The sequence below is a fragment of the Sodalis sp. C49 genome, from assembly GCF_046352915.1.
GTDB lineage: Bacteria > Pseudomonadota > Gammaproteobacteria > Enterobacterales > Enterobacteriaceae > Acerihabitans.
This window is the reverse complement of record NZ_CP163303.1, coordinates 4,669,066-4,693,030: the sequence shown is the minus strand read 5'-3', so window position 1 is coordinate 4,693,030 and position 23,965 is coordinate 4,669,066. Positions and strand designations below refer to the sequence as shown.

Annotated in this window: 21 protein-coding genes; 5 read left to right on the top strand and 16 right to left on the bottom strand. The window is 61.0% G+C overall.

All coding sequences use genetic code 11. The features are described 5' to 3' along the window. Positions 1 to 7: 7 nt before the first annotated feature. Both ABUK12_RS21220 and ABUK12_RS21215 read right to left on the bottom strand, forming a co-directional pair. Positions 8 to 727, bottom strand: a complete 720-nt coding sequence (locus ABUK12_RS21220) for a GNAT family N-acetyltransferase (protein WP_410013671.1) — start codon at positions 725 to 727, stop codon at positions 8 to 10. A 399-nt stretch (positions 728 to 1,126) separates the two neighbouring features. Next, positions 1,127 to 3,388 (bottom strand): molybdopterin-dependent oxidoreductase, encoded by a 2,262-nt coding sequence (locus tag ABUK12_RS21215; protein ID WP_410013670.1) that lies wholly within the window; start codon positions 3,386 to 3,388, stop codon positions 1,127 to 1,129. 204 nt (positions 3,389 to 3,592) lie between these two features. Between ABUK12_RS21215 and galR the strand changes: the two genes are divergently transcribed. After that, on the top strand, positions 3,593 to 4,594 hold the full coding sequence (gene galR / locus ABUK12_RS21210) for an HTH-type transcriptional regulator GalR (RefSeq protein WP_410013669.1): 1,002 nt from the start codon (positions 3,593 to 3,595) through the stop codon (positions 4,592 to 4,594). A gap of 15 nt (positions 4,595 to 4,609) precedes the next feature. Here galR and ABUK12_RS21205 read toward each other — a convergent pair whose 3' ends face one another. The 5 genes from ABUK12_RS21205 to ABUK12_RS21185 form a co-directional block, all read right to left on the bottom strand. Beyond that, entirely contained in the window at positions 4,610 to 5,074 is a 465-nt protein-coding gene (locus ABUK12_RS21205; protein ID WP_410013668.1) for a GNAT family N-acetyltransferase, read from the bottom strand. Beyond that, positions 5,074 to 5,829, bottom strand: a complete 756-nt coding sequence (locus ABUK12_RS21200) for a GntR family transcriptional regulator (RefSeq protein WP_410013667.1) — start codon at positions 5,827 to 5,829, stop codon at positions 5,074 to 5,076. Before ABUK12_RS21200 ends, ABUK12_RS21205 begins: the two co-directional genes overlap by 1 nt. A 98-nt stretch (positions 5,830 to 5,927) precedes the next feature. Further along, positions 5,928 to 6,245, bottom strand: a complete 318-nt coding sequence (locus tag ABUK12_RS21195; protein WP_410013666.1) for a PTS sugar transporter subunit IIB — start codon at positions 6,243 to 6,245, stop codon at positions 5,928 to 5,930. An 11-nt stretch (positions 6,246 to 6,256) separates the two neighbouring features. Beyond that, positions 6,257 to 7,693: a glycoside hydrolase family 1 protein gene (locus ABUK12_RS21190; RefSeq protein ID WP_410013665.1), complete on the bottom strand. Its 1,437-nt coding sequence runs from the start codon at positions 7,691 to 7,693 to the stop codon at positions 6,257 to 6,259. An 8-nt stretch (positions 7,694 to 7,701) separates the two neighbouring features. Next, positions 7,702 to 9,054 (bottom strand): PTS sugar transporter subunit IIC, encoded by a 1,353-nt coding sequence (locus tag ABUK12_RS21185; RefSeq protein ID WP_410013664.1) that lies wholly within the window; start codon positions 9,052 to 9,054, stop codon positions 7,702 to 7,704. Between the two features lie 195 nt (positions 9,055 to 9,249). On the opposite strand from ABUK12_RS21185, the gene ABUK12_RS21180 reads away from it, so the two are divergent. Further along, positions 9,250 to 9,573, top strand: coding sequence for a PTS lactose/cellobiose transporter subunit IIA (locus ABUK12_RS21180; RefSeq protein ID WP_410013663.1), 324 nt, complete (start codon positions 9,250 to 9,252; stop codon positions 9,571 to 9,573). A gap of 178 nt (positions 9,574 to 9,751) precedes the next feature. Then, positions 9,752 to 10,570 (top strand): formate/nitrite transporter family protein, encoded by an 819-nt coding sequence (locus ABUK12_RS21175; RefSeq protein WP_410013662.1) that lies wholly within the window; start codon positions 9,752 to 9,754, stop codon positions 10,568 to 10,570. Between the two features lie 47 nt (positions 10,571 to 10,617). Here ABUK12_RS21175 and lysA read toward each other — a convergent pair whose 3' ends face one another. After that, complete coding sequence (gene lysA / locus ABUK12_RS21170) at positions 10,618 to 11,880, bottom strand: diaminopimelate decarboxylase (protein ID WP_410013661.1); 1,263 nt, start codon at positions 11,878 to 11,880, stop codon at positions 10,618 to 10,620. Between the two features lie 122 nt (positions 11,881 to 12,002). On the opposite strand from lysA, the gene ABUK12_RS21165 reads away from it, so the two are divergent. Beyond that, positions 12,003 to 12,929, top strand: a complete 927-nt coding sequence (locus ABUK12_RS21165) for a LysR family transcriptional regulator (RefSeq protein WP_410013660.1) — start codon at positions 12,003 to 12,005, stop codon at positions 12,927 to 12,929. 43 nt (positions 12,930 to 12,972) lie between these two features. Here ABUK12_RS21165 and ABUK12_RS21160 read toward each other — a convergent pair whose 3' ends face one another. The 6 genes from ABUK12_RS21160 to ABUK12_RS21135 all read right to left on the bottom strand — a co-directional run bounded on the left by ABUK12_RS21160 (position 12,973) and on the right by ABUK12_RS21135 (position 19,983). After that, entirely contained in the window at positions 12,973 to 14,130 is a 1,158-nt protein-coding gene (locus ABUK12_RS21160; protein ID WP_410013659.1) for an MFS transporter, read from the bottom strand. A 178-nt stretch (positions 14,131 to 14,308) separates the two neighbouring features. Beyond that, positions 14,309 to 15,031 carry a tetratricopeptide repeat protein gene (locus ABUK12_RS21155; protein WP_410013658.1) on the bottom strand — a complete coding sequence of 241 codons (723 nt, stop codon included), beginning with the start codon at positions 15,029 to 15,031 and terminating at the stop codon, positions 14,309 to 14,311. 115 nt (positions 15,032 to 15,146) lie between these two features. Further along, positions 15,147 to 16,184 (bottom strand): NAD(P)H-quinone oxidoreductase, encoded by a 1,038-nt coding sequence (locus tag ABUK12_RS21150; protein ID WP_410013657.1) that lies wholly within the window; start codon positions 16,182 to 16,184, stop codon positions 15,147 to 15,149. A gap of 93 nt (positions 16,185 to 16,277) precedes the next feature. Beyond that, positions 16,278 to 17,225, bottom strand: coding sequence for a dihydrodipicolinate synthase family protein (locus tag ABUK12_RS21145; protein WP_410013656.1), 948 nt, complete (start codon positions 17,223 to 17,225; stop codon positions 16,278 to 16,280). A gap of 66 nt (positions 17,226 to 17,291) precedes the next feature. After that, positions 17,292 to 18,299 carry an ABC transporter ATP-binding protein gene (locus ABUK12_RS21140; RefSeq protein WP_410013655.1) on the bottom strand — a complete coding sequence of 336 codons (1,008 nt, stop codon included), beginning with the start codon at positions 18,297 to 18,299 and terminating at the stop codon, positions 17,292 to 17,294. Further along, the gene (locus ABUK12_RS21135; protein ID WP_410013654.1) at positions 18,280 to 19,983 is read right to left on the bottom strand and encodes an ABC transporter permease subunit; all 1,704 of its coding nucleotides are present in this window, start codon (positions 19,981 to 19,983) and stop codon (positions 18,280 to 18,282) included. Before ABUK12_RS21135 ends, ABUK12_RS21140 begins: the two co-directional genes overlap by 20 nt. A 494-nt stretch (positions 19,984 to 20,477) precedes the next feature. On the opposite strand from ABUK12_RS21135, the gene ABUK12_RS21130 reads away from it, so the two are divergent. After that, entirely contained in the window at positions 20,478 to 21,686 is a 1,209-nt protein-coding gene (locus ABUK12_RS21130; protein ID WP_410013653.1) for a pyridoxal phosphate-dependent aminotransferase, read from the top strand. Here ABUK12_RS21130 and ABUK12_RS21125 read toward each other — a convergent pair. Next, complete coding sequence (locus ABUK12_RS21125; RefSeq protein WP_410013652.1) at positions 21,683 to 22,816, bottom strand: M24 family metallopeptidase; 1,134 nt, start codon at positions 22,814 to 22,816, stop codon at positions 21,683 to 21,685. The two genes, ABUK12_RS21130 and ABUK12_RS21125, sit on opposite strands and share 4 nt — an antisense overlap. Positions 22,817 to 22,834: 18 nt before the next feature. Beyond that, positions 22,835 to 23,893, bottom strand: a complete 1,059-nt coding sequence (locus ABUK12_RS21120) for an ABC transporter substrate-binding protein (protein ID WP_410013651.1) — start codon at positions 23,891 to 23,893, stop codon at positions 22,835 to 22,837. Between the last annotated feature and the right edge of the window lie 72 nt (positions 23,894 to 23,965).

The following is a 23,965-nucleotide window of genomic DNA, read 5'->3' as shown; positions in this document are numbered from 1 at the left end:
CATCTCCTTATTGGTTTGCGGACCTGAAATCCGCCAGCGGCCGCTTTTGCCTGCCTTCGGCGCTAAAATTATCGCTATCCAGCCAGGCCCGCAACGCCCGGCCGACGGCCGGCCATTCGCTGTCGATAATGGAATACCAACAGGTATCGCGATTGTGTCCTTTGGCCACCACCGCCTGGCGGAAGGTGCCCTCGTATTGAAACCCCAGCCTGCGGGCCGCCTGGTTGGAAGGCTGGTTCAGGCTATGGCATTTCCATTCGCAGCGCCGGTAACCCAGGGTGTCAAAGCTATAGCTTAGCAGCAGGCTGATGGCTTCGGTGCCGCAGGGCGATCGTTTCATCAGCGGCGACCAGTTAACCCAGCCGATTTCCAGCACGCCGTTGGCCGGGTCGATGCGCATCAGCGCCACCGAGCCCGCCGCCAGCCCGGTGGCCTGGTCGATGACCGCGTAAAACAGCGGATCGCCGCTGGCCGCATTGGCGGCGATCAGGGCATCGCACGCGGCGGGGGTCGCCGGCCGGCGGCGGGAAAAGTAGGTCCAGTCGCGTTCGTCGGCGATACTGTGCCAGGCGCTGAACAGCGCCGGGCTATGGGTTAACGCCAGCGGCTCCAGGCGGCAAAAACGCCCGGCCAGGGTAATTTTTTGCGGCAGCGGACGGGACTGCCAGTCCGCAAGCCGGGCGCCGATAGGCTGGCCGTATTCATTTACCAACGTTGCCTGTTGCATAATGTGGTCCTTTTGCCTGGTAACCGGTGAAGAGAAAAAAAAGCGGCGCACAAAAGGTATTACAACCTAAAAGCGGTCATACATAAAGTCCGGGATAACAATAGCGTGCGGCGGGAACTGAAAAGCGCGGGCAAAAAAAAACCTACGCATCCGCGTAGGTTGGTGCAACTGAAATGGTTTCAACATACAGAGTATGCTGATTTCTCACCAATCAATACCTCTGGGAGTACCTACTCTATAGTCCGTCACCCGATTACACTACCGCATAATCGCAAGATTACCGCTCGAAATGAAACCAACTGTAAAATTTACCCCATCATTGATTCCATTCGGCCAGGTTATCGCCCGGACCGTCTAAAACAATGCGGTCACGGCCGGCGGCGGCGACGGCGTTCAGCCTTACCGCCTGCGCACCTCCACCAGGCAACCCATGGCGTTGGGGCCCTGGGTCAGCGGCGAGGTGCCGATATCCAGCGTCAGCGCATTGGGATTGCCGGACTGTTCAATACCGGCCTCATCGCCCTGCCGCCCCGGCGAAAACCAGGAGCCGGTGGCCATGAGGATAACGCCGGGCGCCACCCCGTCATTATGCCTGGCGCCCGCCAGGATCCGGCCGCGCTGGTTATACACCTCCACTATTTCGCCGTCCTGGATGCCGCGGCGGCGGGCATCGTCGGGATGAATATGGAGCGTCTCCTTGCCGGCGGTTTTATTTCCCTGGGCCAGGGGCGCGGGATCAAGCTGGCTATGCAGCCGATCTTTAGGCTGCAGGCTAATCAAATGCAGCGGATAGGTTGCGGCCAGCGCGCTGCCCAGCCATTCCGCCGGCGGCTGCCATTGCGGATGCGGGGCGAAATCGGCATAACCAAAACCGGCGATGGCGGCGCTGAACAGCTCGATGCGCCCGCTCGGCGTTTTCAGCGGATGCGCGAGCGGGTCGCGGCGAAAATCCCCCAGCAGGATAAAATCCTGCGCGGGCGCGGGCACCTTGATATGGCCTTCCCGCCAGAATTGCGCGAACGCCGGCCACGCATGGCCGGCGCGGGCGTGGGATTCGGCGCTTTGGCGGTAGAGATGCTCTATCCAGTCCTGTTCGTCCCGTCCGCCGGTAAATGCCGCGCGATAGCCCAGGCGATCGGCCAGATCGGCGAAGATATCCATATCGTTACGCGCCTGATGCCGCGGCTCCACGGCCTTATGCATCGCCAGCACGTAACTGTCGCGCGAAGACCCGCCGATATCGTTGCGCTCAAGGGTGGTGGTCGCCGGCAGGACGATATCGGCAAGCTTCGCCGCCGGCGTCCACCAGATATCCTGCACCACCACGGTATCGGGTTTGCTCCAGCCCGCCAGCAGGCGGTTAAGCTGCTGATGGTGATGGAAGGGATTGCCGCCCGCCCAGTGGATCATATGGATATCCGGATAGCGCCGGTCCTCGCCCTGAAAGGTGTAATGTCCGCCGGGATTGAGCAGCATATCGGCGATGCGCGCCACGGGAATGGTCAGGCCGGCGGCGGCGTTCGGCCCCAGCGGCAGGGTCGGCGCCTGGGCGTCCAGGCGCGGATTGCCCACGCCGTTCATCGAACCGTGGCCGAAGGCAAAACCGCCCCCCGGCAGGCCAACCTGGCCCAGCATGGCGGACAGGGCAATCACCATCCAATAGGGTTGTTCGCCCCGGTGCGCTCGCTGGACGGCATAAGAACAGGTCATAAAACTGCGCACGCCGATAAGCTGGCGCGCCAGGCGTGCAATGCGCGCCTCGGGTATGCCGGTAATGGCGCTGGCCCAGGCCGGCGTTTTGCCGATGCCGTCATCCTGCCCGCGCAGATAGCCGGCCAGCTGTTGATATCCGACGCAATAGCGGGCCAGAAAGGCGTCATCCTGCGCGCCGAGGCGCTGGATTTCATAGGCCAGCGCCAGCATCAGCGCCACGTCGGTATTCGGCCGGATGGGGATCCACTCCGCCTGGAGGAACGCCGGGCAATCATCACGGGTCGGACTGATATTGATAACCGGCGTGCCTTTAGCCGCCAGTTGCTTAAGCCAGGGTTTCAGCGTGTGCTCGGCCGCGCCTCCCGACGAAACCTGGGCATTCTTCAGCGCCAGGCCGCCAAAGGCGATAAACAGCTGGCAGTGCGCAATCACGCTGGGCCAGGCGGTGACGCGCCCGGTTAACGGACTGAAGGTGCCGATGACATGCGGCAGGAAAAACTGCGCGGCGCCCCAGCTGTAGTTGCCCGCCTGGTCTACCGCCCCGCCGCCGGCAAAATAAAAGCGCCTGACCAGCGAGCGGGCATGATGGACCCGGCCGGCGGAAGACCAGCCGTAGGAGCCGGTAAAAATGCCGGACGCGCCGTAGCGATCGCGCACCCGCCGGTTCTCATCTGCAATCAGGTCCAGCGCCACATCCCAGCTGACATTGACAAAGGCTTCCCGGCCGCGCAGCGCGCCGTCGCTGCGCTCCCTTTTTTGCAGCCAGGAGCGGCGCACCGCCGGCTGGCGGATCCGCTGGTCCGAGTACAGCATCGGCGCGATGGAGTCCAGCAGCGGCGACGGGTCCGGATCGCCGGCGAAGGGCTCGCAGCCGATTAACCTGCCGTCCTCAACCACTGCGGTAAACGCCCCCCAATGGGCCAGATGGGGGAAACGTGAAATAGCCATGCTATTGGTGTCTTGTTCAGGAATTGAAACATAAAACTAACATTAATCGCCCCCCCGCCACAAAGCAGAAAATCAGTCGCGGCGATAATTTTCATTTATCCCGCAGCGATCACCAAAGCTGTGCGCCAACGCCTTGCATCGGCGGGCTTTTTCCGTAAAACTTAATAATGTAAACGATTACCCTATTGAGAGCTTGTAAGCGATATGGCCACCATAAAGGATGTAGCTAAACTGGCGGGTGTATCAGTCGCCACAGTCTCGCGCGTTATCAATAATTCACCGAAGGCCAGCGACAATTCCCGCCAGGCGGTGCTTGGCGCCATGGAAGAGCTGCAATATCATCCCAACGCCAATGCCCGGGCGCTGGCGCAGCAATCCACCGAAACGGTGGGGCTTATCGTCTCGGACGTATCCGATCCTTTTTTCGGCGCCATGGTCAAGGCGGTGGAGCAGGTAGCCTATCGCACCGGTAACTTTCTGCTGATTGGCAACGGCTACCATATCCTGGAGCAGGAACGGCAGGCCATCGAGCAGTTGATCCGCCACCGCTGCGCCGCGCTGGTGGTTCATGCGCAGATGATCCCCGAAGAGGAGCTTAACGCCCTGATGGCGCATATTCCGGGCATGGTGCTGATTAACCGTATTCTGCCGGCCTATGCCAGCCGCTGCGTGGCCCTCGACGACCGTTATGGCGCCTGGCTGGCCACCCGCCACCTGATTCAGCAGGGCCACCGGCGCATTGCGTTTATCTGTTCAAGCCATCCCATTTCCGACAGCACCGATCGATTGCAGGGCTATCTGGATGCGCTGAAGGATCATGATATCGAGGTGGATGAGAAGCTTATCGCCTACGGCGAACCCGACGAGGTGGGCGGCGAGCAGGCCATTACCAGCCTGCTGGGGCGCGGGCGTAATTTTACCGCCATCGCCTGTTACAACGATTCCATGGCCGCCGGCGCGCTGGCGGTCCTCAGCGATAACGGTATCGACGTGCCGGAGCAAATCTCGCTGGTCGGCTTTGACGATGTGCTGATTTCACGTTACCTGCGACCGCGCCTGACCACTATCCGCTATCCGGTGGTGGCGATGGCCACCCAGGCGGCGCAGCTGGCGCTGGCGCTGGCGAACGGGGACCCGCTGCCGGAGGTGACCAATACCTTCAGCCCGACCCTGGTAAGGCGTCACTCGGTCGCGCCGCCGCCTTAAGCGGCGACCGCGGATTTACCGCGCGTCCGCGCGCAGCTGATAGAGATGCACCGGCATATCGGGATATTCGATCCCGTCGCCGATATAGTCCCAGCCGTGGCGTTCATAATAGCCGGTAAAAGTGGCATACAAATACAGGGAACCGAAACCGGCCCGGCGGCTGAAATCCTGCACAAACGCCTGCAGCTGCCGTCCCAGGCCCCGCTCCCGGTATGCTTCATCGACATACAGCGCCGCCAGCCAGGGGGTGAGGTCCTGGCGGCTCAACAGATCGCTGCGCCACAGGCCCACGGTGCCCACCGGGCGGCCGTCGTCAAGGGCGATAAAGGTGATCGGCAGGCCGTCCCGGCGCATGCCATTGTCGACGATGGCGGCATAGAACCCCCGGCCGGCGCCGTGGCCGAAAGCGCGCCATAGCCAGTCGGTCACCTGTTCTTTATGCCGGGCATGGTCCGCCAGCGGGGCAATCACCACCGGCATCAGACCAGTTTTCCCTGGAAAATAGGCACCGATTCAAACAAAAAGCCGTCGAATTCCGGCGCATCGGCATCGGAAATTTCCATCAGGGTGTTTTTGACGCTTTCCATATGCTGCCACATGCACTGGTAGGAGGCCATCACGTCGCGCCGGCGCAGGGCCACCAGAATATTCTGATGATCCGCCAGCCAGCGCAGCCGCAGGGACCGTGTATCAATATGGCTGTAGAGCTGCTGCCACAACGCGCTGGATTCCTGCCGCAGCCAGATGGATTTTACCGTTTCCAGCAGCATCTGGTTTTGCGTGGCGCCGGCAATCAGCTCGTGAAACAGCTTATCGTTGTTCTCGCTGCGCTCGTTGGTAATGATATCGCGCTGCTCCTGCTCCAGCGTCCGGCGCAGGTTTTCAATGTCCATTTTGGTGGCCATTTTGGCGGCGAACGCGGCGATATTGCTCTCCAGAAGCTGGCGGGCCTGCAGCAGTTCAAACGGCCCCACCTCGCTTTCAAGGTAATGGGTTCCCTCGGTGTCCCCGCCCGGAATGCGTATCACATATACGCCGGAACCCTGGCGGATATCCACCACCCCCTCCAGCTCCAGCATCAGGAGGGCCTCGCGGATAATGGTGCGGCTGACGCCGTAGGTTTCCGCAATATTACGCTCCGGGGGCAAACGCGTACCGATCGGGTAATGACCTGACTGGATCTTCTGCCGCAGATCCCGGCCAATTTCCTGATACTGTTTTTTTTCCTGCAACATCACACCTTCTTCCCCTCGCCCGTTAACGCGTAGCCTGAAACACGATATGCCCGCGACAGGACGGCAGGCTTGCTTCCTGCCGTTTGCCGGCGCGCGGGCTAGTGTAACAAACCCAGGGCCTGATCGAGTACTTTCGCGCCGTTTAAAGTGCCATAGGCCACCGAATCGATTACCGCGATGGGGATCTGGTATTCATCGGTCAGCTTTTTGTTTTCCACAAGCTTAAAGCGCACCTGCGGCCCCAGCAACACGACCAGGATATCGTTGCCGAACGTTTGCAGCTCATCGCGCAGATTTTGTTCGGGGATGGCGTAAATCTTGTATTCCAGGGAGCGGCTGGCCGCTTCCTTTTCCATTTTGGTCACCACCAGCGAAGTGGACATGCCCGCGGAACAGGCCAGGACGATACGTTTCATAGGTATTCCTCTTATTTATCTTCGTCATCGAGCGTTAACGCCAGGGTGCGGGTAGCGCTTAAGCGGGCGAACCAGGCGGCGGATTTTTTCGGCTGCCGGCGCAACTGTTGCTGCAGGTCGATTTCAATCAGACCATAGCGGTTTTTAAACGCGTTCATCGGCGAAACATTATCGGTAAACGCCCAGAGCATATAACCCAGGCAGCGCGCGCCCTCCTCCCGGGCTTTTAACGCCCAGTACAGATGTTCGGCGATAAAGTCGATGCGGTAATCATCCTGGATCACGCCGGCGGGGTCTTTAAAGCGTTCCTCATGTTCAACGCCCATGCCGTTTTCGGCGATAAACCAGGGCATATCCGGATAATCGCGGTTCATCCGCTGCGCCATGTCATAGACAATCCGGGGATGGATTTCCCAGCCGCGCGAGGGATTCATCCGCCGTCCCGGCAGCTCGAACGGCTCATAATAATATGCCGGATGGAACGGGGTATTGTCATTCCACTGGCGGCTGGGGGCCTTGACCCGATGGGGATAATAAAGATTAATCCCCACCTCATGCACCGGATAACGGCGGATAATCTCCAGTTCCTGCGCGTCGTACCGCCAGTCGACCCCATGGTGGCGCAGCAGTTCCATTAACTCCGGTGGATAGACGCCCAGCAGCAGCGGATCGAGGAATACCCGGTTATAAAACAGATCGTAGAGATGCGCCGCCCGCTGGTCATGGGGAGCGCTGGAACGGGCATAGGTCACCTCCGGATTAAGGATAACCCCGAGCGATCCGCCGCCGCGCCGGTAGCCTTGTTCTTCAAACAACTGTACCAGCCGGGCGGTGGCGAGGATTTTATGATGGTTCCACTGCATCCATTTATGGGTATTCTGTTCATAGGGATAACGCAGGGCATCCAGGTAAACCCGGGTCTGCACCACGATCGGCTCGTTAAAGGAAAACCAGCGCTTCACCTTGCCGGCATAACGCGCGAACACTTTTTCCGCGTAACGGACAAACAGTTCCACCACCCGCTTCGACTGCCAGCCGCCATAGTGTTCCAACAGGCAGGCCGGCAGTTCGTAATGCTCCAGGCAGATCATCGGCTCAATACCCTGCCTGATCATCTCATCAAGAAAATTATCGATATAGGCCGCATAGTCTTCATCGACAATCACCTGCTCGTGATCCACCAGGAAACGCGACCAGTTGATCGAGGTGCGGTAATGCGTCAGCCCGGCCTGCTTCATCAGCGCCACGTCTTCGGCGTAGCGATGGATAAAATCGGTGGCCACCGCCGGACCATAGCCGTTATGCCAGACGTGGCGGTCCTGCTGGTACCACAGGTCGAGATAAGAATCCTGGCCCGGCTTCTTGCCGCTCCAGCCCTCGGTTTGCCAGGCGGACGCCGCGGCGCCCAGGATAAAATCCGCCGGGATGGCGATGCTAACCTTGCTCATGTCCGTCCTCACGATGACTTAAGGGTTTGCGCGCGGGATGCTTCGCTCATTTCCGCCGCCAGCTGCGCCTGGTCCGCGCGGCGCGACGCCACCTGGACAAAAGGCAGATAGATCAGGAACGACACCACGATGCAGCACAACTGCGTAATCACCGCGCCCATCGATCCGGCGGTGGACAGCCAGGCGTTAATCAGCGGCGGCGTGGTCCAGGGCACCATCACCACCGCCTTGTCGGCAAAACCCAGGCTGGTGGCGAAATAGCCGATGGTGCCGGTGACCAGCGGCGTAATAATAAAAGGAATGGCCAGGATCGGATTAAGCATGATCGGCATGCCGAAGATCACCGGTTCATTAATATTAAACACCGAGGGACCAAGGGATAATTTAGCGATTTCTTTCATCTCCTTGCGCTTGGATGTAAACAATACCGCCATTAATAATCCGATGGTCAGGCCGGAACCGCCGATGCTCATATACACATCCCAAAACGGCATGGTAATGATATTGGGAATATCCTTGCCCTGTTCAAACGCGGTCATATTGACGGTAATGGCGCCGAGCAATAAAGGTTCGCGAATCGGCTTAATCATTTGGTTGCCGTGAATGCCGATGACCCAGAACATCTGGGCGACGAACATCAGCACCAGGATGCCCGGCAGGCTTTGCACCACCGATTCCAGCGGCTGCTGTACCACCTTATATACCGCATCGTACAGATACATGCCGGTCACGCGCTGGAAGACGAACCCAAAGGTCGCCAGCAGCAGCACGGTAATAATGGCCGGGATCAGGGCGGTAAAAGACGCGGACACATTGGGCGGCACGGTATCCGGCATCTTGATGCGGAATTTATCCACCTTTTCCAGGCGCGAATAAACCTCCACCGATAAAATCGCCATAAACATGCCGAGGAACAGGCTCTTGGTATCCGAAAACTGCCGCGCCAGCACGTCCTTGACCACCATCATCTGGTCGCCGACCATTAACTGCAGCGTGGTCGGCGTGACGGCGATAAAACAAATTACCGCCAGCAGCCCGGGAAATAAGGTGCGTGACCCATTAAGCCGGCCTAGCTCAATACCGATTAGGAATACCGCGCCGATGGTTAAAAAATTCAGGGTGGCGTAGTTAATACTGCTCATAATAGGCTTGAGCGTCGCCAGCGGCGCGAAGAAACTAAAACTGGCGAGGCCGTTAACCGGATCGAGCACCATATTGGAGATCAACACCGAAAACGCGCCGACAATGATGACCGGCATTAAGGTAATAAATGCCGCCTTGATCGCCATAATATAGCGAAAGCTATTAAATTTAGTGGCAAACGATCCCAGAGAATCGATCATACGATCCTTAAATGACATGACACCACCTCATCATCAGTGAGTTAAGCCTATTGATATGCACGTTTGCCGGTAGCCGGCAGGTTTTATTGTGGGTTTGGCATACCAAAAACTAGCGTAACTGAATTTATTTTCTGTGATCATGCTCTCACAAGCCAACATTGGAATTCCAATATGATGAAATTACCAAATTTGGTATACCAATAGAGGTGGCGAATGGAAGATTTTGAACAAACCGTGATGGAATTGCTGATTAACGCCGGCGAAGCCCGTTCCGAGAGCATGAGCGCCATCCAGTCGGCGCGGGAACGCAACTGGGACGAGGCGCGGGAGAGGATGGACGCGGCGCGCCAGGCCTCGCGCCGCGCCCACGCCATCCAGACGCGGCTTATCGGGCTGGATGAGGGGACGGGCAAGGTGCCGGTCAATTTAATCATGGTCCACGCGCAGGATCATTTGATGACCGCCATGCTGTGCCAGGATCTGGCGCAGGAATTTATCCTGCTGCGCCGCGAGCTGGCGGACCTGGCCGCGCGCTGATCCGCACGGGCCTTAAGCCGCGCCGGCGGCGAATGGCCGGCGCGGCCTGAAGCCCGCGGCCATGTCGGTGCAGAACGGTGTTTTAATTTTTAACACTCTTTTAGCGGCCAACCGTTGGCTTCGCCGCGGGGGGAGGATATGATGCGAATCACCACTTTCTTTTAACATATAAACTACCATGTCGTTTCATTCTCCTAAAGAAGTCGCAGCAATCGCTGTGCAAACGGGCGCCACCAAAAGCCGCGCGCCGCTCCCCTATTTACTGGTGCTCGGCTGTCTGGCCGGTGCGTATATCGCGATAGGTTTTATGCTGGATATCCATGTGACCGCCAGCCTGCCCGCCGACTGGGGGTCGTTCGGCGTCTTTTTAGGGGCGGCGGTGTTCCCGGTGGGGCTGGTGCTGACGCTTATCGCCGGAGGAGAACTCCTGACCGGCAATATGATGACGCTGCCTATTGCCTGGCTGGCGCGGCAAATCTCTTTTATGTCGCTGATACGCAACTGGTTCTGGATTACCGTCGCCAACTTCGCCGGCAGCATTTTGATTGCGTGGTTTTTCGGCCACGTGCTCGGCCTGACCGAAGGCGCGTTCCTGGCCAAAACCGCGGCCACCGCCCAGGCAAAGATTTCCGCCGATTTCCTGCACGCCTTTATTTCCGGCATCGGCTGCAACTGGCTGGTGAGCCTGGCGGTATGGCTGGCATACAGCGGCAAGGATGTGGCCAGTAAGATCCTGGGTATCTGGTTTCCGATCATGGCGTTTGTCGATCTCGGCTTCCAGCACGTGGTGGCCAATATGTTCGTGATTCCGGCGGCGATTTTTGCCGGGCAGGCGACCTGGGCGCAGTACTGGGGCAACTTCCCCGGCGTGTTCCTGGGCAACGCCGCCGGCGGCGCCATCTTTGTCGCGCTGGTCTATTATATTGCCTATCGCCCCATGGCGTCCGACACCGCGGCCGCGGCGCCGTTGCCGGCGGCCGGGCGCAGCAAAGCCTGAGTTCCCGGGTACCGCCGCGCCGCCGGCGAAGACCCCGCCGTTTTGGGTTACAAGCGTTCCAGCGCCAGCAGCTCATCCAGCGTCTGGCGGCGGCGGATCAGGCGCGGGCGGCCCTGCGTGAACAAGACTTCGGGCAGCAGCGGGCGGGTATTGTAATTGGATGACATTGAGGCGCCGTAGGCGCCGGTATCATGGAACACCAGGTAATCGCCCACCCGGGCGGCGGGCAATGGCCGCGGCTCGATGCCGCCGCCGGCCAACTGGGTAAACACATCCCCCGATTCGCACAACGGGCCGCCCACCACCGTCGCTATTTCCGCCCGGCCGTCCGGCTCGCCGCCGTCGGCCGGGATCAGCGAAATATGGTGATAGCTGCCGTACATCGCCGGGCGCATCAGGTCGTTAAAACCGGCGTCCACCAGCACGAAATGGCGACTGCCCATCTCCTTGACCGCCTGCACCTGCGCCACCAGCGCGCCGGATTCCGCCACCAGGAAACGCCCCGGCTCGATTTCCAGCGTCACCGGATGGCCCAGATGGTCGCTGATTTCACGGCGCGCGGCATCCCACAGGCCAAAGTAATGCCCGGTGTTGATCGCCTCCTCGCCAAACCGGTACGGCACCGACAGCCCGCCGCCGGCGGAAATGGCGTGGACATCCTGGCCGGAGGCGATAACTTCCCGCACCATCGCCGCGCAGACCTGGCGCAAATGGTCATAATCCACGCCGGATCCGATATGCATATGCAGGCCGACGAGCTTTAAGCCGTAGCGCCGGATTTGCGCGATGGCCAGCGGCAGGTCGGCATACCAGATCCCGTGCTTGCTGTTTTCGCCGCCGGTATTGGTTTTCTGGCTATGGCCGTGGCCGAAGCCGGGGTTAATGCGCAGCCATACCGCATGCCCGGGCGAATGCCGCCCCAGTTGTTCCAGCATATCCACCGAACCGGCGTTGACCGGGATGGCGAGCTCCACCACCCGTTGCAGGGTCGGGCGGTCAAAGACATCGGCGGTGAACACCATATCAGCCGGCTGTTGTCCCGGGCGGTAGCCCGCCGCCAGCGCCCGCTCGATTTCACCCAGGGACACGGCATCGACCTTTACCCCCTGCTCGCGCATCAGGCTCAGGATATGGATGTTGGAGCAGGCCTTCTGGGCAAAACGAATCACGTCGAACTGCCGCAGCTGGCGGATGCGCTCGCTAATCACTTCGGCTTCATAGGCCCACACCGGGCCGCCGTATTGCCGGGCCAGTTGCCGCAAATTGACCGCGTTAAGCGCGCTTTGGGTGTGAAAAAGGTTATGTGGCATGGGGTTCCCGTCGGTGTTACCGCTTTGAGCCTATTTTTATCTATTACTGGCTATCGATAAAATATCTATTTTAGCGTCAGCTATTCACCTATGATATGGGTTTAGGGGCCGGGAGCGGTATTATGGCGGCAATTTCATTGCGACATATCGATATCTTTCACGCGGTGATGACCACCGGCAATCTTACCGAGGCGGCGGCGCTGCTCCATACCTCGCAGCCCACGGTCAGCCGGGAGCTGGCGCGCTTCGAGCATTTGCTGCGCATGACGCTGTTCGAGCGGATTAAAGGCCGGCTGAAACCCACCGGCGAAGGGTTGCGCCTATTTGAAGAGGTGCAGCGCTCCTATTACGGGCTGGATCGTATTGTCAGCGCCGCGCAGGCCATTCGCGAGTTCCGCCAGGCGCAGCTGTCGGTGGCCTGCCTGCCGGTGTTTTCCCAATCGCTGCTGCCGCTGGTATGCCGGGATTTTTTCGACCGTCATCCGGCGGTCAGCCTGAGCGTGGTGCCGCAGGAGTCGCCGCTGCTGGAGGAATGGCTCTCCGCCCAGCGCCACGATATCGGCCTGACGGAAAATACCTTTACCCCCGCGGGCACCGGGCGCGAGACCCTGATGACCCTTAACGAGGTGTGCGTGCTGCCCGCCGGACACCCGTTGACCCGGCGGGAGCGCCTGACCCCGCAGGATTTTCACCGTCTGCCGTATATCAGCCTGTCGGCCACCGACAGCTACCGCCAGCTGCTGGATCGGCTGTTCAGCCAGGAAGGCGTGGAGCGCGGCATGGTGGTGGAGACCCATAGCGCCGCGTCGGTGTGCGCGATGGTACGCGCCGGGGTCGGCATTTCCATTGTCAATCCGCTGACCGCGCTGGATTACGCCGCCGGCGGCGTGGTATTACGCCCCTTCAGTCATCAGGTGCCGTTCACGGTCAGCCTGATCCGGCCGCTGCACCGTCCGGCATCGGCCCTGGTCAGCCATTTTATCAATTACCTGCATACGTTTGCCGCCGCCGTTCCCGCCCGGCTGGACGCCGCGCTGGCACAGTCGTAACCCGGTCCCCGTTCATTCGCCGGGGGGGCCGCCGCCGGCCACGTTATGCGGCCACCGGCCGGCCGGGAGAACGAGCGAAGGTCAGCAGGCACACAAGCAGCCCGCACAGCGCCATCGCCGCCGCGGCCAGCGGCACCGCGGTCAGTCCCAGCCCGGTGGCGATCACCTTGCCGCCGGCCCAGGCGCCAAACGCATTGCCGATATTGAACGCGGAGATATTCAGCGTCGATACCAGGTTGGGCGCGTCGTCGCCGTGCGCCACCACGTTAATCTGCAGCGCCGGGATGGTGCTGAAGGTGGCCAGCGCCCAAAAGAACAGGGTGATTTCCGCCGGCAGCAGCGCGCGGCTGGTCCAGTAAAACATCACCGAGAACACCGCGATCAGGGCAAAACTCAGTATCAGGCTGAAGGAGACCCGCCAGTCGGCCAGACGGCCGCCAATCAGGTTGCCCAGCGTTAAACCCGCGCCGATTAAAAACAGCGTCCAGCTGACCCCCCGATCGCTGACCCCGGTCACCTGCAACAACAGCGGCGCAATATAGCTGAACAGCGTAAACATGGCGGCGGCGAAACACACCGTCATCAGCAGCGACAGTAGCAGGCGGCCATTGCGCAGCGCGGCGAATTCCCGGGCCAGGTCGGCGGGCGCCGCATCGCGCTGCGGCGGCAGACTGGCCAGCAGGGCGACAAATCCCACGATGCCCAGGAGCGAGACGCCCCAGAACGTCGCGCGCCAGCCGTACAGCTGCCCAAGCCAGGTGCCGGCGGGCACCCCCAGCACATTGGCAAGGGTCAAACCAGTAAACATCAGCGCCACCGCCGACGCCCGCCGGTGCGGCGGCACCAGCCCGGCGGCCACCACCGCGCCGATGCCAAAAAAGGCGCCGTGGCTTAGCGCCGTGATCACCCTGGCCAGCATCAGCAGACCGTAATCGTAGGACCAGGCGCACAGGGCATTGCCGATAATAAATATCACCATCAGCAGCGCCAGGCAGGTTTTGCGCGGCAGCCGGGCGGTCAGCATCGCCATGATGGGCGCACCCGCCGCCACGCCGATGGCGTAACCGCTGATAAGCCAGCCGGCGTCCGGCAGCGATACCGCCAGGCTTTCCGCCACTTGCGGCAACAGGCCCATAATGACGAATTCAGTCGTCCCGATGGCGAACGCGCTCAGCGCCAGGGCCAGAAGAGCAACAGGCATAACAGACTCCTATACATCATCCCGCCCGCGGGCCGGAAAGGTTATGTAGCGATAATGAGGACGGTACGGTAGGGAAAAGAGGGGCGCGGCCAAAGGGCCGTAATGTTATTGCCGGGCTAATCGTTATAATATTGTTAAAATAACACGCGCCGCGGCCGGCGCCAATACCGCTGCGTGCTCAGTAGAGCGAGACCCGCTGAAAATCGCCGTCCGCCCGCACGTTCATGCCGAACCCGCAGTCGCCCGAGACGGTTTCCAGGTGCGCCGCATTAGCCGTAAAGGTCATGTTGACCTGACAGGACGACCCGTCCGCCTGCGCGTCCTGGCGATAAACGCCATGGCCGCCGTCAAGTGATTGCACCACCGAAAACTCGCCCATATTCGGGCCGTAGTACATCCCCATCACCGGCATATAAAAGCCGTTAAAGCTGATTTTCCACGCCTCGCCCTCGGGCTGTACCGAAACGGTGCTCCATACCCCTTTACCGGCGTAGCGCCAGTAGGTGCCCATCGGGGTGGCGGCCAGTGCCGGGCGCAGGCGGTCAAGCACCGGCTGGATCAGCGCCAGGTTGGTGCGGGTTTTGTCGTCATCCGGCGCCAGGGAAAGCCAGGCCGCGGCCTTTAACGGCTCGCCGGCGTGGATCAGCGCCAGCGCCACGTTATTATAGGCGGTCGCGATGGCCGCGGAGGGCAAACGGCAAAATTCACTCCAGGCGGCCTGGGCGGTAAACTCATCCACCGCGCGCGCCATATGGCCCTGCTGATAAGCCGTATTGCCCGCCTGGGCATAGTCGTCAAGGCGCGCGCAATCGGTTTTGATCTGTTCGTCTTTTGGCGTCGCATAGCTCAACGCGCTATACAATCCCAAGGCGAACGCCCCGGTTTTCAGTATCCTGTCCATCCCCTGCCCATATCGCTGCCGCCCCGTATCTCCCGCGATAATGAAGCGCCGGCGGCGATAAGTAAAGATGAAGCCGGCAAGGTGAATCCCGCCGGGCGAAAAAAACGGCCGCCGGTCAGCCGTTGCCGTCCAGTAAATCCGCATAGGCGTCGGTTACCAGCATGATTTTACCGATATGGGTGCTCCCTTCCATCAGCGCATGGGCCTCGGCGGCCTGGCGCAACGGAAAAGCCCGTTCGATCAGCGGCCGGATCTTACCCGCCGCCAGCAGCGGCCAAACCTGCTGCTGCAAGTCGGCGGCAATGGCGGCCTTGTCCGCCACCGGACGCGGCCGCAGCGTCGAGCCGGTATGGATCAGGCGCTTGGCCAGCATCTTCATCAGATTGAGCTCTTTTGCCGGGCCATCCTGTACGCCGATTTGCACGATGCGCCCGTCCATCGCCGCCGCCGCATAGTTACGCGCCACATAGTCGCCGGCAATCAGATCGACAATCACATCCGCGCCATGCCCGCCGGTCAGTCGTTCCGTCTGTGCGACAAAATCCTCGGTACGGTAGTTAATGGCATGATCGGCGCCCAGCTTGCGCGCCGCCGCGCATTTCTCTTCGGAGCCGACGGTGGTCAGCACCGTGGCGCCAAAGGCCTTCGCCAGCATAATGGTGACGGTGCCAATACCGGAGGTGCCGCCGTGCACCAGCAGGATCTCCCCTGCTTTGAGTTTACCGCGCTGGAAAACGTTAACCCAGACGGTGAAAAAGGTCTCCGGCAGCGCCGCGGCCTCCAGCAGCGACAGGCCCTGCGGCACCGGCAGCGCGTTGCTTTCATGCACCACGCAATATTCGGCGTAACCGCCGCCGGCCACCAGGCCGCACACCTCGTCGCCAACGGCAAAACGCCCGGCGCCGTCGCCCAGCGCCGCCACGACCCCCGCGAACTCAAGCCCCGGCAGCTCGGAGGCGCCCGCGGGCGGCGGATAACTGCCTTTACGCTGCAACACGTCGGGACGGTTAACGCCCGCCGCGGCAACCTTGACCAGCAGGTAGCCGGGACCGGGACGGGGTACCGGCAGCTCGGCCGCAATCAGTTGTTCGGGGCCGCCGGGCTGTTTAATCCTGACGGCTTGCATGGTGGCGGGAACGGTGGATAAAGTCATAGCTAGCGTCCTGTAACAAAGTCTTCAATCCCGGGTCGGGATAAAGAATTAACGATCCGATGCAAGATAGCCTAGCCTATTTTGCGCCGCGGCTCAGCTATCCGCCGTGCTATGTTCGCGTAATCGCGTTTCAAGTCGTGCGATTAACTGTCCCAGTTCGCGCATATCGTCACCGTCCAGCACCGGGCCGGGTTGCCGCACCGCCGCGCTGCGGATCACCCCCCGGCGGCGCAGTGTTTCCTTGCGCAGCGCCAGGCCGATGCCGTACTGGAATTCGTGGCGCAGCAGCGGCAGATAGACATCAAATACATCCTCGGCCTGCTCGGCCCTGCCTGCCTGGAACAGCGCGCAGACCCGCACCAGCATTTCCGGATAGGCAAATCCGGTCATCGCCCCGTCCGCGCCGCGCCGCATTTCCTGCGGTAAAAACAGACCGCCGTTGCCGGCCAGGATACTGATGCGTCGCAGGCCGCGCGCCGCGCTTTGCCCCCGTACCTGGCTCAGCTTGCGCAATCCCGGCAAATCTTCATGCTTCAGCATCACCAACTGCGGCAGCGCCTCAATCAAGCGAAGGATCACCGCCACCGACGTATGCACGCCGGTGGACTGGGGAAAATCCTGCAGGCAGATGGGCACATCGCCCCCCAGCAATCCCGCCACCGTCAAATAATATTGGCTTATTTGATCGTCGGTTTTAAGATTGGCCACCGGCGCCAGCATCACGCCGGCGGCGCCCAGCTCCATGGCGGTATGGCTTAGCCGCTGTACGTGACGGTGGGACGCGTGGCTGACGCCGACCACCACCGGCACCCGCCCATTGACACGCGTCAGCACCCGGCGCATAAACAGCAGCGATTCGTCGTCCGTCAGCTTGGGCGCCTCCCCCATCATGCCGAGAATGGTGATACCGCTGACGCCCTGCTGCAAATAAAAATCGGTCAGGCGATCGGCGCTGTCCAAATCCAGCCCGCCGTCATCGGTAAAGGGGGTGGCTGAAATGATATAGACGCCACGCGCCTGTTCATCGAGTTTATCGGTCATATCTACCCTACCTTGCTGCATAAAATGTGTCTCGTCCGCCAGGACGCGGCGGCGGAGGGCGGTCCCTCAGGCACGCGGGTCCTGGTGAAATACCATGGCGTCCCCCGGCTGGAATCCCCAGTCGACGATGTGACCGGGCGTACGCTCAAGGGTTGGGATATCCGGCGGCGCATAGGCGATAATGGTTTGTCCCAGCGAGGCGATAAACAGCTTCCAGTGCATGCCGCAAAAGGTCGCCGCCTGAATTTCGCCCCGGTGGCGCCGTGCCGCCTGGCGGCCCGGGTCGCCCACCAGCAGATGTTCCGGGCGGATGCCAAGTCGGGCGCCGCCGTCCTGTTGGATAAAATTACATTCGCCAAGAAATCCGGCGACAAAAGGACTGCCCGGCCGGCGGTAGAGGGTTTCCGGCGCGCCGGATTCCACAATGCCGCCGTTTTCCATGATCACGATGGTATCGGAGAGATTCATCGCCTCCTCCTGATCGTGGGTGACAAACACCACGGTCAGGCCCAGTTCCCGGTGCAATTGTTTAATCTGCAGCTGTATGGTCTGGCGCAGGTTTTTATCCAACGCCCCCAGCGGCTCATCCATCAGCAGGATGTCCGGATTAAATACCAGCGCCCGCGCCAGCGCGGTGCGCTGCTGCTGGCCGCCGGACAGTTCCCCCGGCATACGCGCGCGGTAGTCGTCCAGGCTGACCAGCGCCAGGGCCTCCGCCACTTTGCGTTCTATATCCGCTTTGGCCATGCGCCGCATGCGCAGCGGAAAGGCGATATTTTCAAATACCGACATGTGCGGAAACAGCGCGTAGTTCTGGAATACCATGCCGATATTGCGATCGGCAATCGGCGTGCTGCTGACATTTTTTCCGGCGATGTGCACGCTGCCGCGATCCGGCATTTCAAACCCGGCGATAATTTTCAGTAAGGTGGTCTTGCCGGAGCCTGAGGCGCCCAGTAAGGTGCAAAATTCGCCGCGCCGCACCGCAAGGTCCACGTTCGGCAAGGCGATGACGCCACCGTAGGTTTTGCGGATCCCCTTGAGTGCGACGTCTTTACCTTGTAGCTGTTGCATGCTTTTCTCCATGGCGACCGAACAGGCTGTGGGCGATTAAAATCAGCGCGGTGGCGGCGATCAGCACGCAGGACGCGGAAATGACCGTCGGGTCGAAGTCAAATGACAAGCCCTCATACATGAGTTTTGGCAGCGTGCGGTTGCGCAGGGTTGTCAGGAACAACGCCATCACCACATCGTCGAACGAGGTAATAAACGCAAACACCGCTCCGCCGATGATGCCCGGCAGCAGGGCCGGCAGCATCACCCGCCTGAACATCCGCGGCCAACTCGCGCCCAGGCTGAGCGCCGCCAGCTCCAGGTTGGGATCAAAGCTTTGCAGCGCCGCGCGCAGGGTAATATAGACATAGGGGGTTGCCAGCACCGTATGGCCGATAACCAGCGCCACCGAGTTACTGATCAAGCCGCGCGGACCACACAGATAATACAGCGCCACGGCGGTGATAATCGCCGGCACCGACATCGGGATGATAAACAACGTTTCCAGCAAGCCTTTACGGCCCGGCCGCATCTTATAGACGCCCAGCGCGGCGGCGGCCCCCAGCGCCATCGAGGCGGCGGTGACCATCGCGCCGACCTTGACGCTTTGCCATAGCGCGGCCATCCATTTGGGATCCTGGAAGAAATTGCGATACCAGCGGACGCCGTATTCCGGCGGCGGAAAGGTCGGAAAGCTGCCGGTGCCGAAGCTCATCGGGATCACCACCAGGATCGGCAACAGCAGGAACGCCGCGCATAATACGCCCGCCAGCGCGCCGATACGTCCGCCGCCCGTCCGCCGGGCGCTGATCATCTGGCCGCCCTTGCCCGCCTGGCCGCTCATTAGCTTATCCAGCCCGAACAGGCGATTGAACAACCACAGCGCGAACAGCGTGGTCACCAGCAATACTCCCGCCAGCGCGGCGGCGACGCCCCAGTTCAGCTCATCGCTGATATTGTGCGAGATAAGCTCGGCAATCATGCGCTGCGCCGGGCCGCCCATCAGCGAAGGCGTGATGTAGTACCCCACCGCGTTCATAAACACGATAATGGCCCCCGCCACCATGCCGGGACGCGTCAGCGGTAAAACCACCCGGGTGAATATGCCGATCGAATCGGCGCCCATGCCTTGGGCCGCCAGGATAAGCGAGTTATCCAGCGCGCGGAACGAAGCGTACAGTGGCAATACCACGAACGGCATCAGTACATGGGTCATGCCGATCAGCACACCGGTAAAGTTGTAGAGAAAGGCGATCGGATGATCGATAAGGCTGGTGGTGATAAGCAGCGTATTCAGCGGCCCGTTTTGCTGCAACAGCGCGATCCAGGCCGATGTGCGCACCAGCGCGCTGGACCAGAACGGCAACAGCACGGCAAAAAACAGCAGTTTCGACAGCGCCGGCCTGACCGATGCCATCAGGTAAGCCAGCGGATAACTCATGATCACGCAACTGCCGGTCACCACGGTGGCGATGACAAAGGTATTCTGCAGCACGATGCGGTAGATCGGCACCTCCAGCAGGCGCAGATAATTGTCCGCCGACAGCGCGCCCTGGCTGTACAAGCCCTGTTTAAGCAGGCCAAGGATCGGCCAAATAAAGAACAGGGCCAGGAAAACCAGCAGCGGCAGCGCCAGCAGGGCCAGGCGGGAAAAACGCCGCATCTCCTTGTCCCGGCCCGCCGCGCGCAGTGTTATGGTCGACATAGATTCTCCATGGGGCCGATTTTGCGCAGACCGCCGCCAGCCTGGGGTCGACTGCGGTTTTGCCGATAAGTGTCGGCCGCATTGATCCATGATAGGAATGATTTTTTCACTGTGTCTCTCCGGCTTGCATGCAATGTTAACCGCGCCGGCAGATGCGTGCCGAGGAAGGCTACGTCCGGCATTCTTTTTGCATACTTCTGGTATACCAAGAATAACGCTGATATTTAATGCAAGAAGCAGACCCAAAATGCAGCGCCGGAAAAATTTAATTCTTCCCCGGCCCCGCCGGCGCGCGGATAGCGAACATCGCCCCGCGCGTCAGGGCGGTACGGGTATTTTTAACCCGCAAAGATGCCGGTACAGCGGGGGCCAGCGCCAGCGGGCGGCGTCCGTTTATGGGGCATCAGGCCCCACACGGGTGCAACGGGGCAGAGGATAAGGCCTTCATCGCCGCCAACAAACCGTTATGGCATCACATTATTAAAGGGGATGACATGTCAGAAAAATTTATTGCCCGGCGTATGAAACGCGTGCGCCCCTCGCCAACCGGGGCCATAGCCGATACCGTGCGCGCCATGGAGGCGGCGGGCCTCGATGTGATAAACCTGGGCTTGGGTGAACTGGATTTCGCCACGCCGCCGGCCATCGGCCAAGCCGGGATCGACGCCATAGCGCGCGGCGACACCAAATATACCGCCGTGGCCGGCACACTGGCACTCAGGCAGGCGATCGCCGATAAGTTCCAACGAGATAACGGGCTATCCTACCAGCCGGCTGAGATCATCGCCGGCACCGGCGCCAAGCAGCTTATTTTCAACGCCTTTATGGCCACCCTGTCGCCGGGAGATGAAGTGATTATCCCGGCGCCCTATTGGGTCTCCTATCCGGATATGGTGGCGCTGGCCGAGGGCGAGACGCGAATAGTGGCCTGTAGCGAAGCGTCGGGCTGGAAGCTACGGCCCGAGGAACTGAGGGCGGCCATTACCCCGCGTACCCGCTGGCTGGTGCTCAACTCCCCCAACAATCCCACCGGGGCGGTCTATTGCCATCGGGAGTTGGCGGCGCTGGCCGCCGTGCTGGTCGAAGCGCCGCAGGTACTGGTGCTATCTGATGACATCTACGAACGCCTGCGCCACCAGGACGAGCCGTTTGCCACGCTGGCGGCGGTTGAGCCGCGCCTGCGGGATCGGACGCTGACGGTTAACGGGTTATCAAAAGGGTTCTCCATGACCGGCTGGCGGCTGGGCTATGCCGGCGGGCCGGGCTGGCTGATTGCCGCCATGCAGGTGTTGCAATCGCAGAGCACCTCCAATCCCAGTTCTGTCTCCCAGGCTGCGGCGCTGACCGCGCTGACCGCGCCCGACGATTTTACCGCCGGCTGGCTGGCCCGGCTTGCGGCGCGGCGGGCGATAGTCATGGCGATGATTGACCAGGTGGAGGGACTCAGCGCCCAAACTCCCCCCGGCGCCTTCTATGTCTTTGCCTGCTGCGGCGGACTGCTGGGTAAACGCGCGCCCGACGGCGCTTTGCTGGCAACCGATGGCGACGTGGCCGACTATCTGGCGCGCAGCGCCCGGGTGGCGACGCTGCAAGGCGCCGCGTTCGGCATGTCGCCCTATATCCGCATTGCCTATGCCCTCGACGACCAACGCCTGTCTGAAGCCTGCGAACGCATTAAGCAGGCCTGCGCCCGGCTGCGCTAACTGATAAACAACTGGCGCGGGAACTGGGTTAACCGCTCATAGCCGTTGTCGGTAATCGCGATGGTTTCGGACATGCCGAAACCTCGCGCCAGTACATAGGTATGAAACGTCATGCCCGGGACAAAACGCCAGGCGCAGCCCGGCGCCGCTTCCAGCGGCTCGCCGCCGCTCGGTGCCAGCAGCAGGCCGACCGAATAGAAGGTTTTATTGGTGTAGGTCTCGCGCAGTCCCGCCGCCAGCACGCCCTCGCGATAGACCGCGTCCGGCACGGTGGCCGCCACGCCGGGCCGCACTTCCGCCAGCGCCGCATCCTGTATGGCAATCAACTGTTCCACCGTGCGGCGGTCCTCATCGCTGGCCTGGCCGACGCGGATTGGGCGCATAAAGCGCGCATGGTAATGCCGCACGTTGGGCGTGGTTTCAATCTGCACGATATCGCCGTGCGCCAGCACCCGATCGCTGTAACCGCCGTGCAAATGGTAAGCACGCTCCCCCGACGACATGACCCCCGGCCCCGGCAAATCACTGCCGGCGCGGATCATGGCGCTACAGATTTCCGCCGCCATGTCCCGTTCACTGACGCCGGGCCTGGCCGCCCCGATCGCCGCCGCCATGCCAGCCTCGGCCGCCCGCGCCGCCCTGCGTTGATAGCTGATTTCCGCCGGGGACTTAATAAAGCGCATCTCCGTAACCAATTGGCTTTCATCGAGCATCAGCGCATCCGGCAGACCGGCCCGAAGGCCGTTAAACCGCGCCACCGACAGCGGCCATGCCCCCATTTCCACCGCCAGCCGGGGCGAACCGCCGAGCCGCGAGCGGATCGCCCGCACCGCGACGGCGGTTTTATCGTCGCTGTCGCTCCACATCTCCCGATCGGGGAACAGGCAGGTGCTGTCGAGATAATATGCTTCCACGTCACGGCAAATCACCGTCGGATCGCCGTTCGCCGGAATAATGGCAAACTGAAACGACGAGTAGGCGCGGGTAAAGAATCCCGTCAGCCAGGTTACGCTTTCCGGCATAAACGCCAGCAGGGCATCATAGCCTTTTGCCACCAGTTGTTGCCGCACCCGCGCCAGGCGTTGGTCATATTCCGCTTTTTCAAACCAGTAATTGGTTTCCACCATCATTGATACCCTATTTGTGAATTACTGTTGCATGGCGGTGTTGTAGGCTTCACCCGCCGCCAGGGAATGGGCCGCCCACCAGTCGATATTCATAAACAACGCGTTGGCCAGGCGTTCAGGCGTCGAGGGCAGCCGCCCCAGGCGCGATTTATCAATCAGCGGGATTGACTTAGGCGTTACCGGACCGTAGGCCACATATTGACTGAAACGCGCCTGCACCTCCGGGCGAATGATGTAGTTGAGGAATTTAACCGCCTGCGCCTTGTTGGGGGCGTCTTTGACAATCATAAAATAGCCTACCTGGGCCACCGATTGATCCCAGGCCATGGCAATCGGCAGACCGTCGTCAATGCCGGCCTGGAAACGGCCGTTCCAGCCCAGCGCCATGACCACTTCGCCGCTACCCAGCGCCTGTACCGGCTGCGCGCCAGATGACCACCACATGGCGACATAGGGCTTGATCTGGCGGATCTTATTCAACGCGCGCTCCATGCCGGCGGGAGTATCAAGGGTTTTATACACATCGGCGGGCGCGACGCCGTCGGCCAGCAGCGCCGCTTCCAGCACGGTGTCCGGCTTATCCGGCAGCGTGCGCTTACCGGGGAATTTCTTCACGTCCCAGAAGTCGGAGAACGTTTTCGGTCCGCCGTTGGGGAAAGCCTTGGTCGAATAGCCGATTACCGTGGAAAAGATTTCCGACGGTACGCCGTAGTCGTTGCGGGCCTGGGGCAGCACATTGCTTTCATCGACCATATCCGGCGTGATTTTTTCAAACAGGCCGCTTTTCGCCCCCTGCATCAGGCTGGCGCCGCCGGCGGTCACCACGTCCCACTCGACTTTATGGGTATCCACCATCGCCTTGATACGCGCGATAACCGGATTGGTATCCTCGATAACCTCAATGCCGGTTTCCTGGGTAAAAGGTTTCATCCAGGCCGCGCGAATGCCATCCTGGTATGCGCCGCCCCAACTGGCAAACGTCATTTCATCGGCTGCGGCGGCGTTTAACGGCAGCGCCGACGCGGCAACGACCGTGGCGGCGGCAAACGCGCCGAGCAGTTTTATGCGCAATCTTGTCATCACATCTCTCCCTTCATCACTGGAAACATCGTTCCCGGCACGAAACCCTGCCCCGCGCCGGGCGATAAGCCG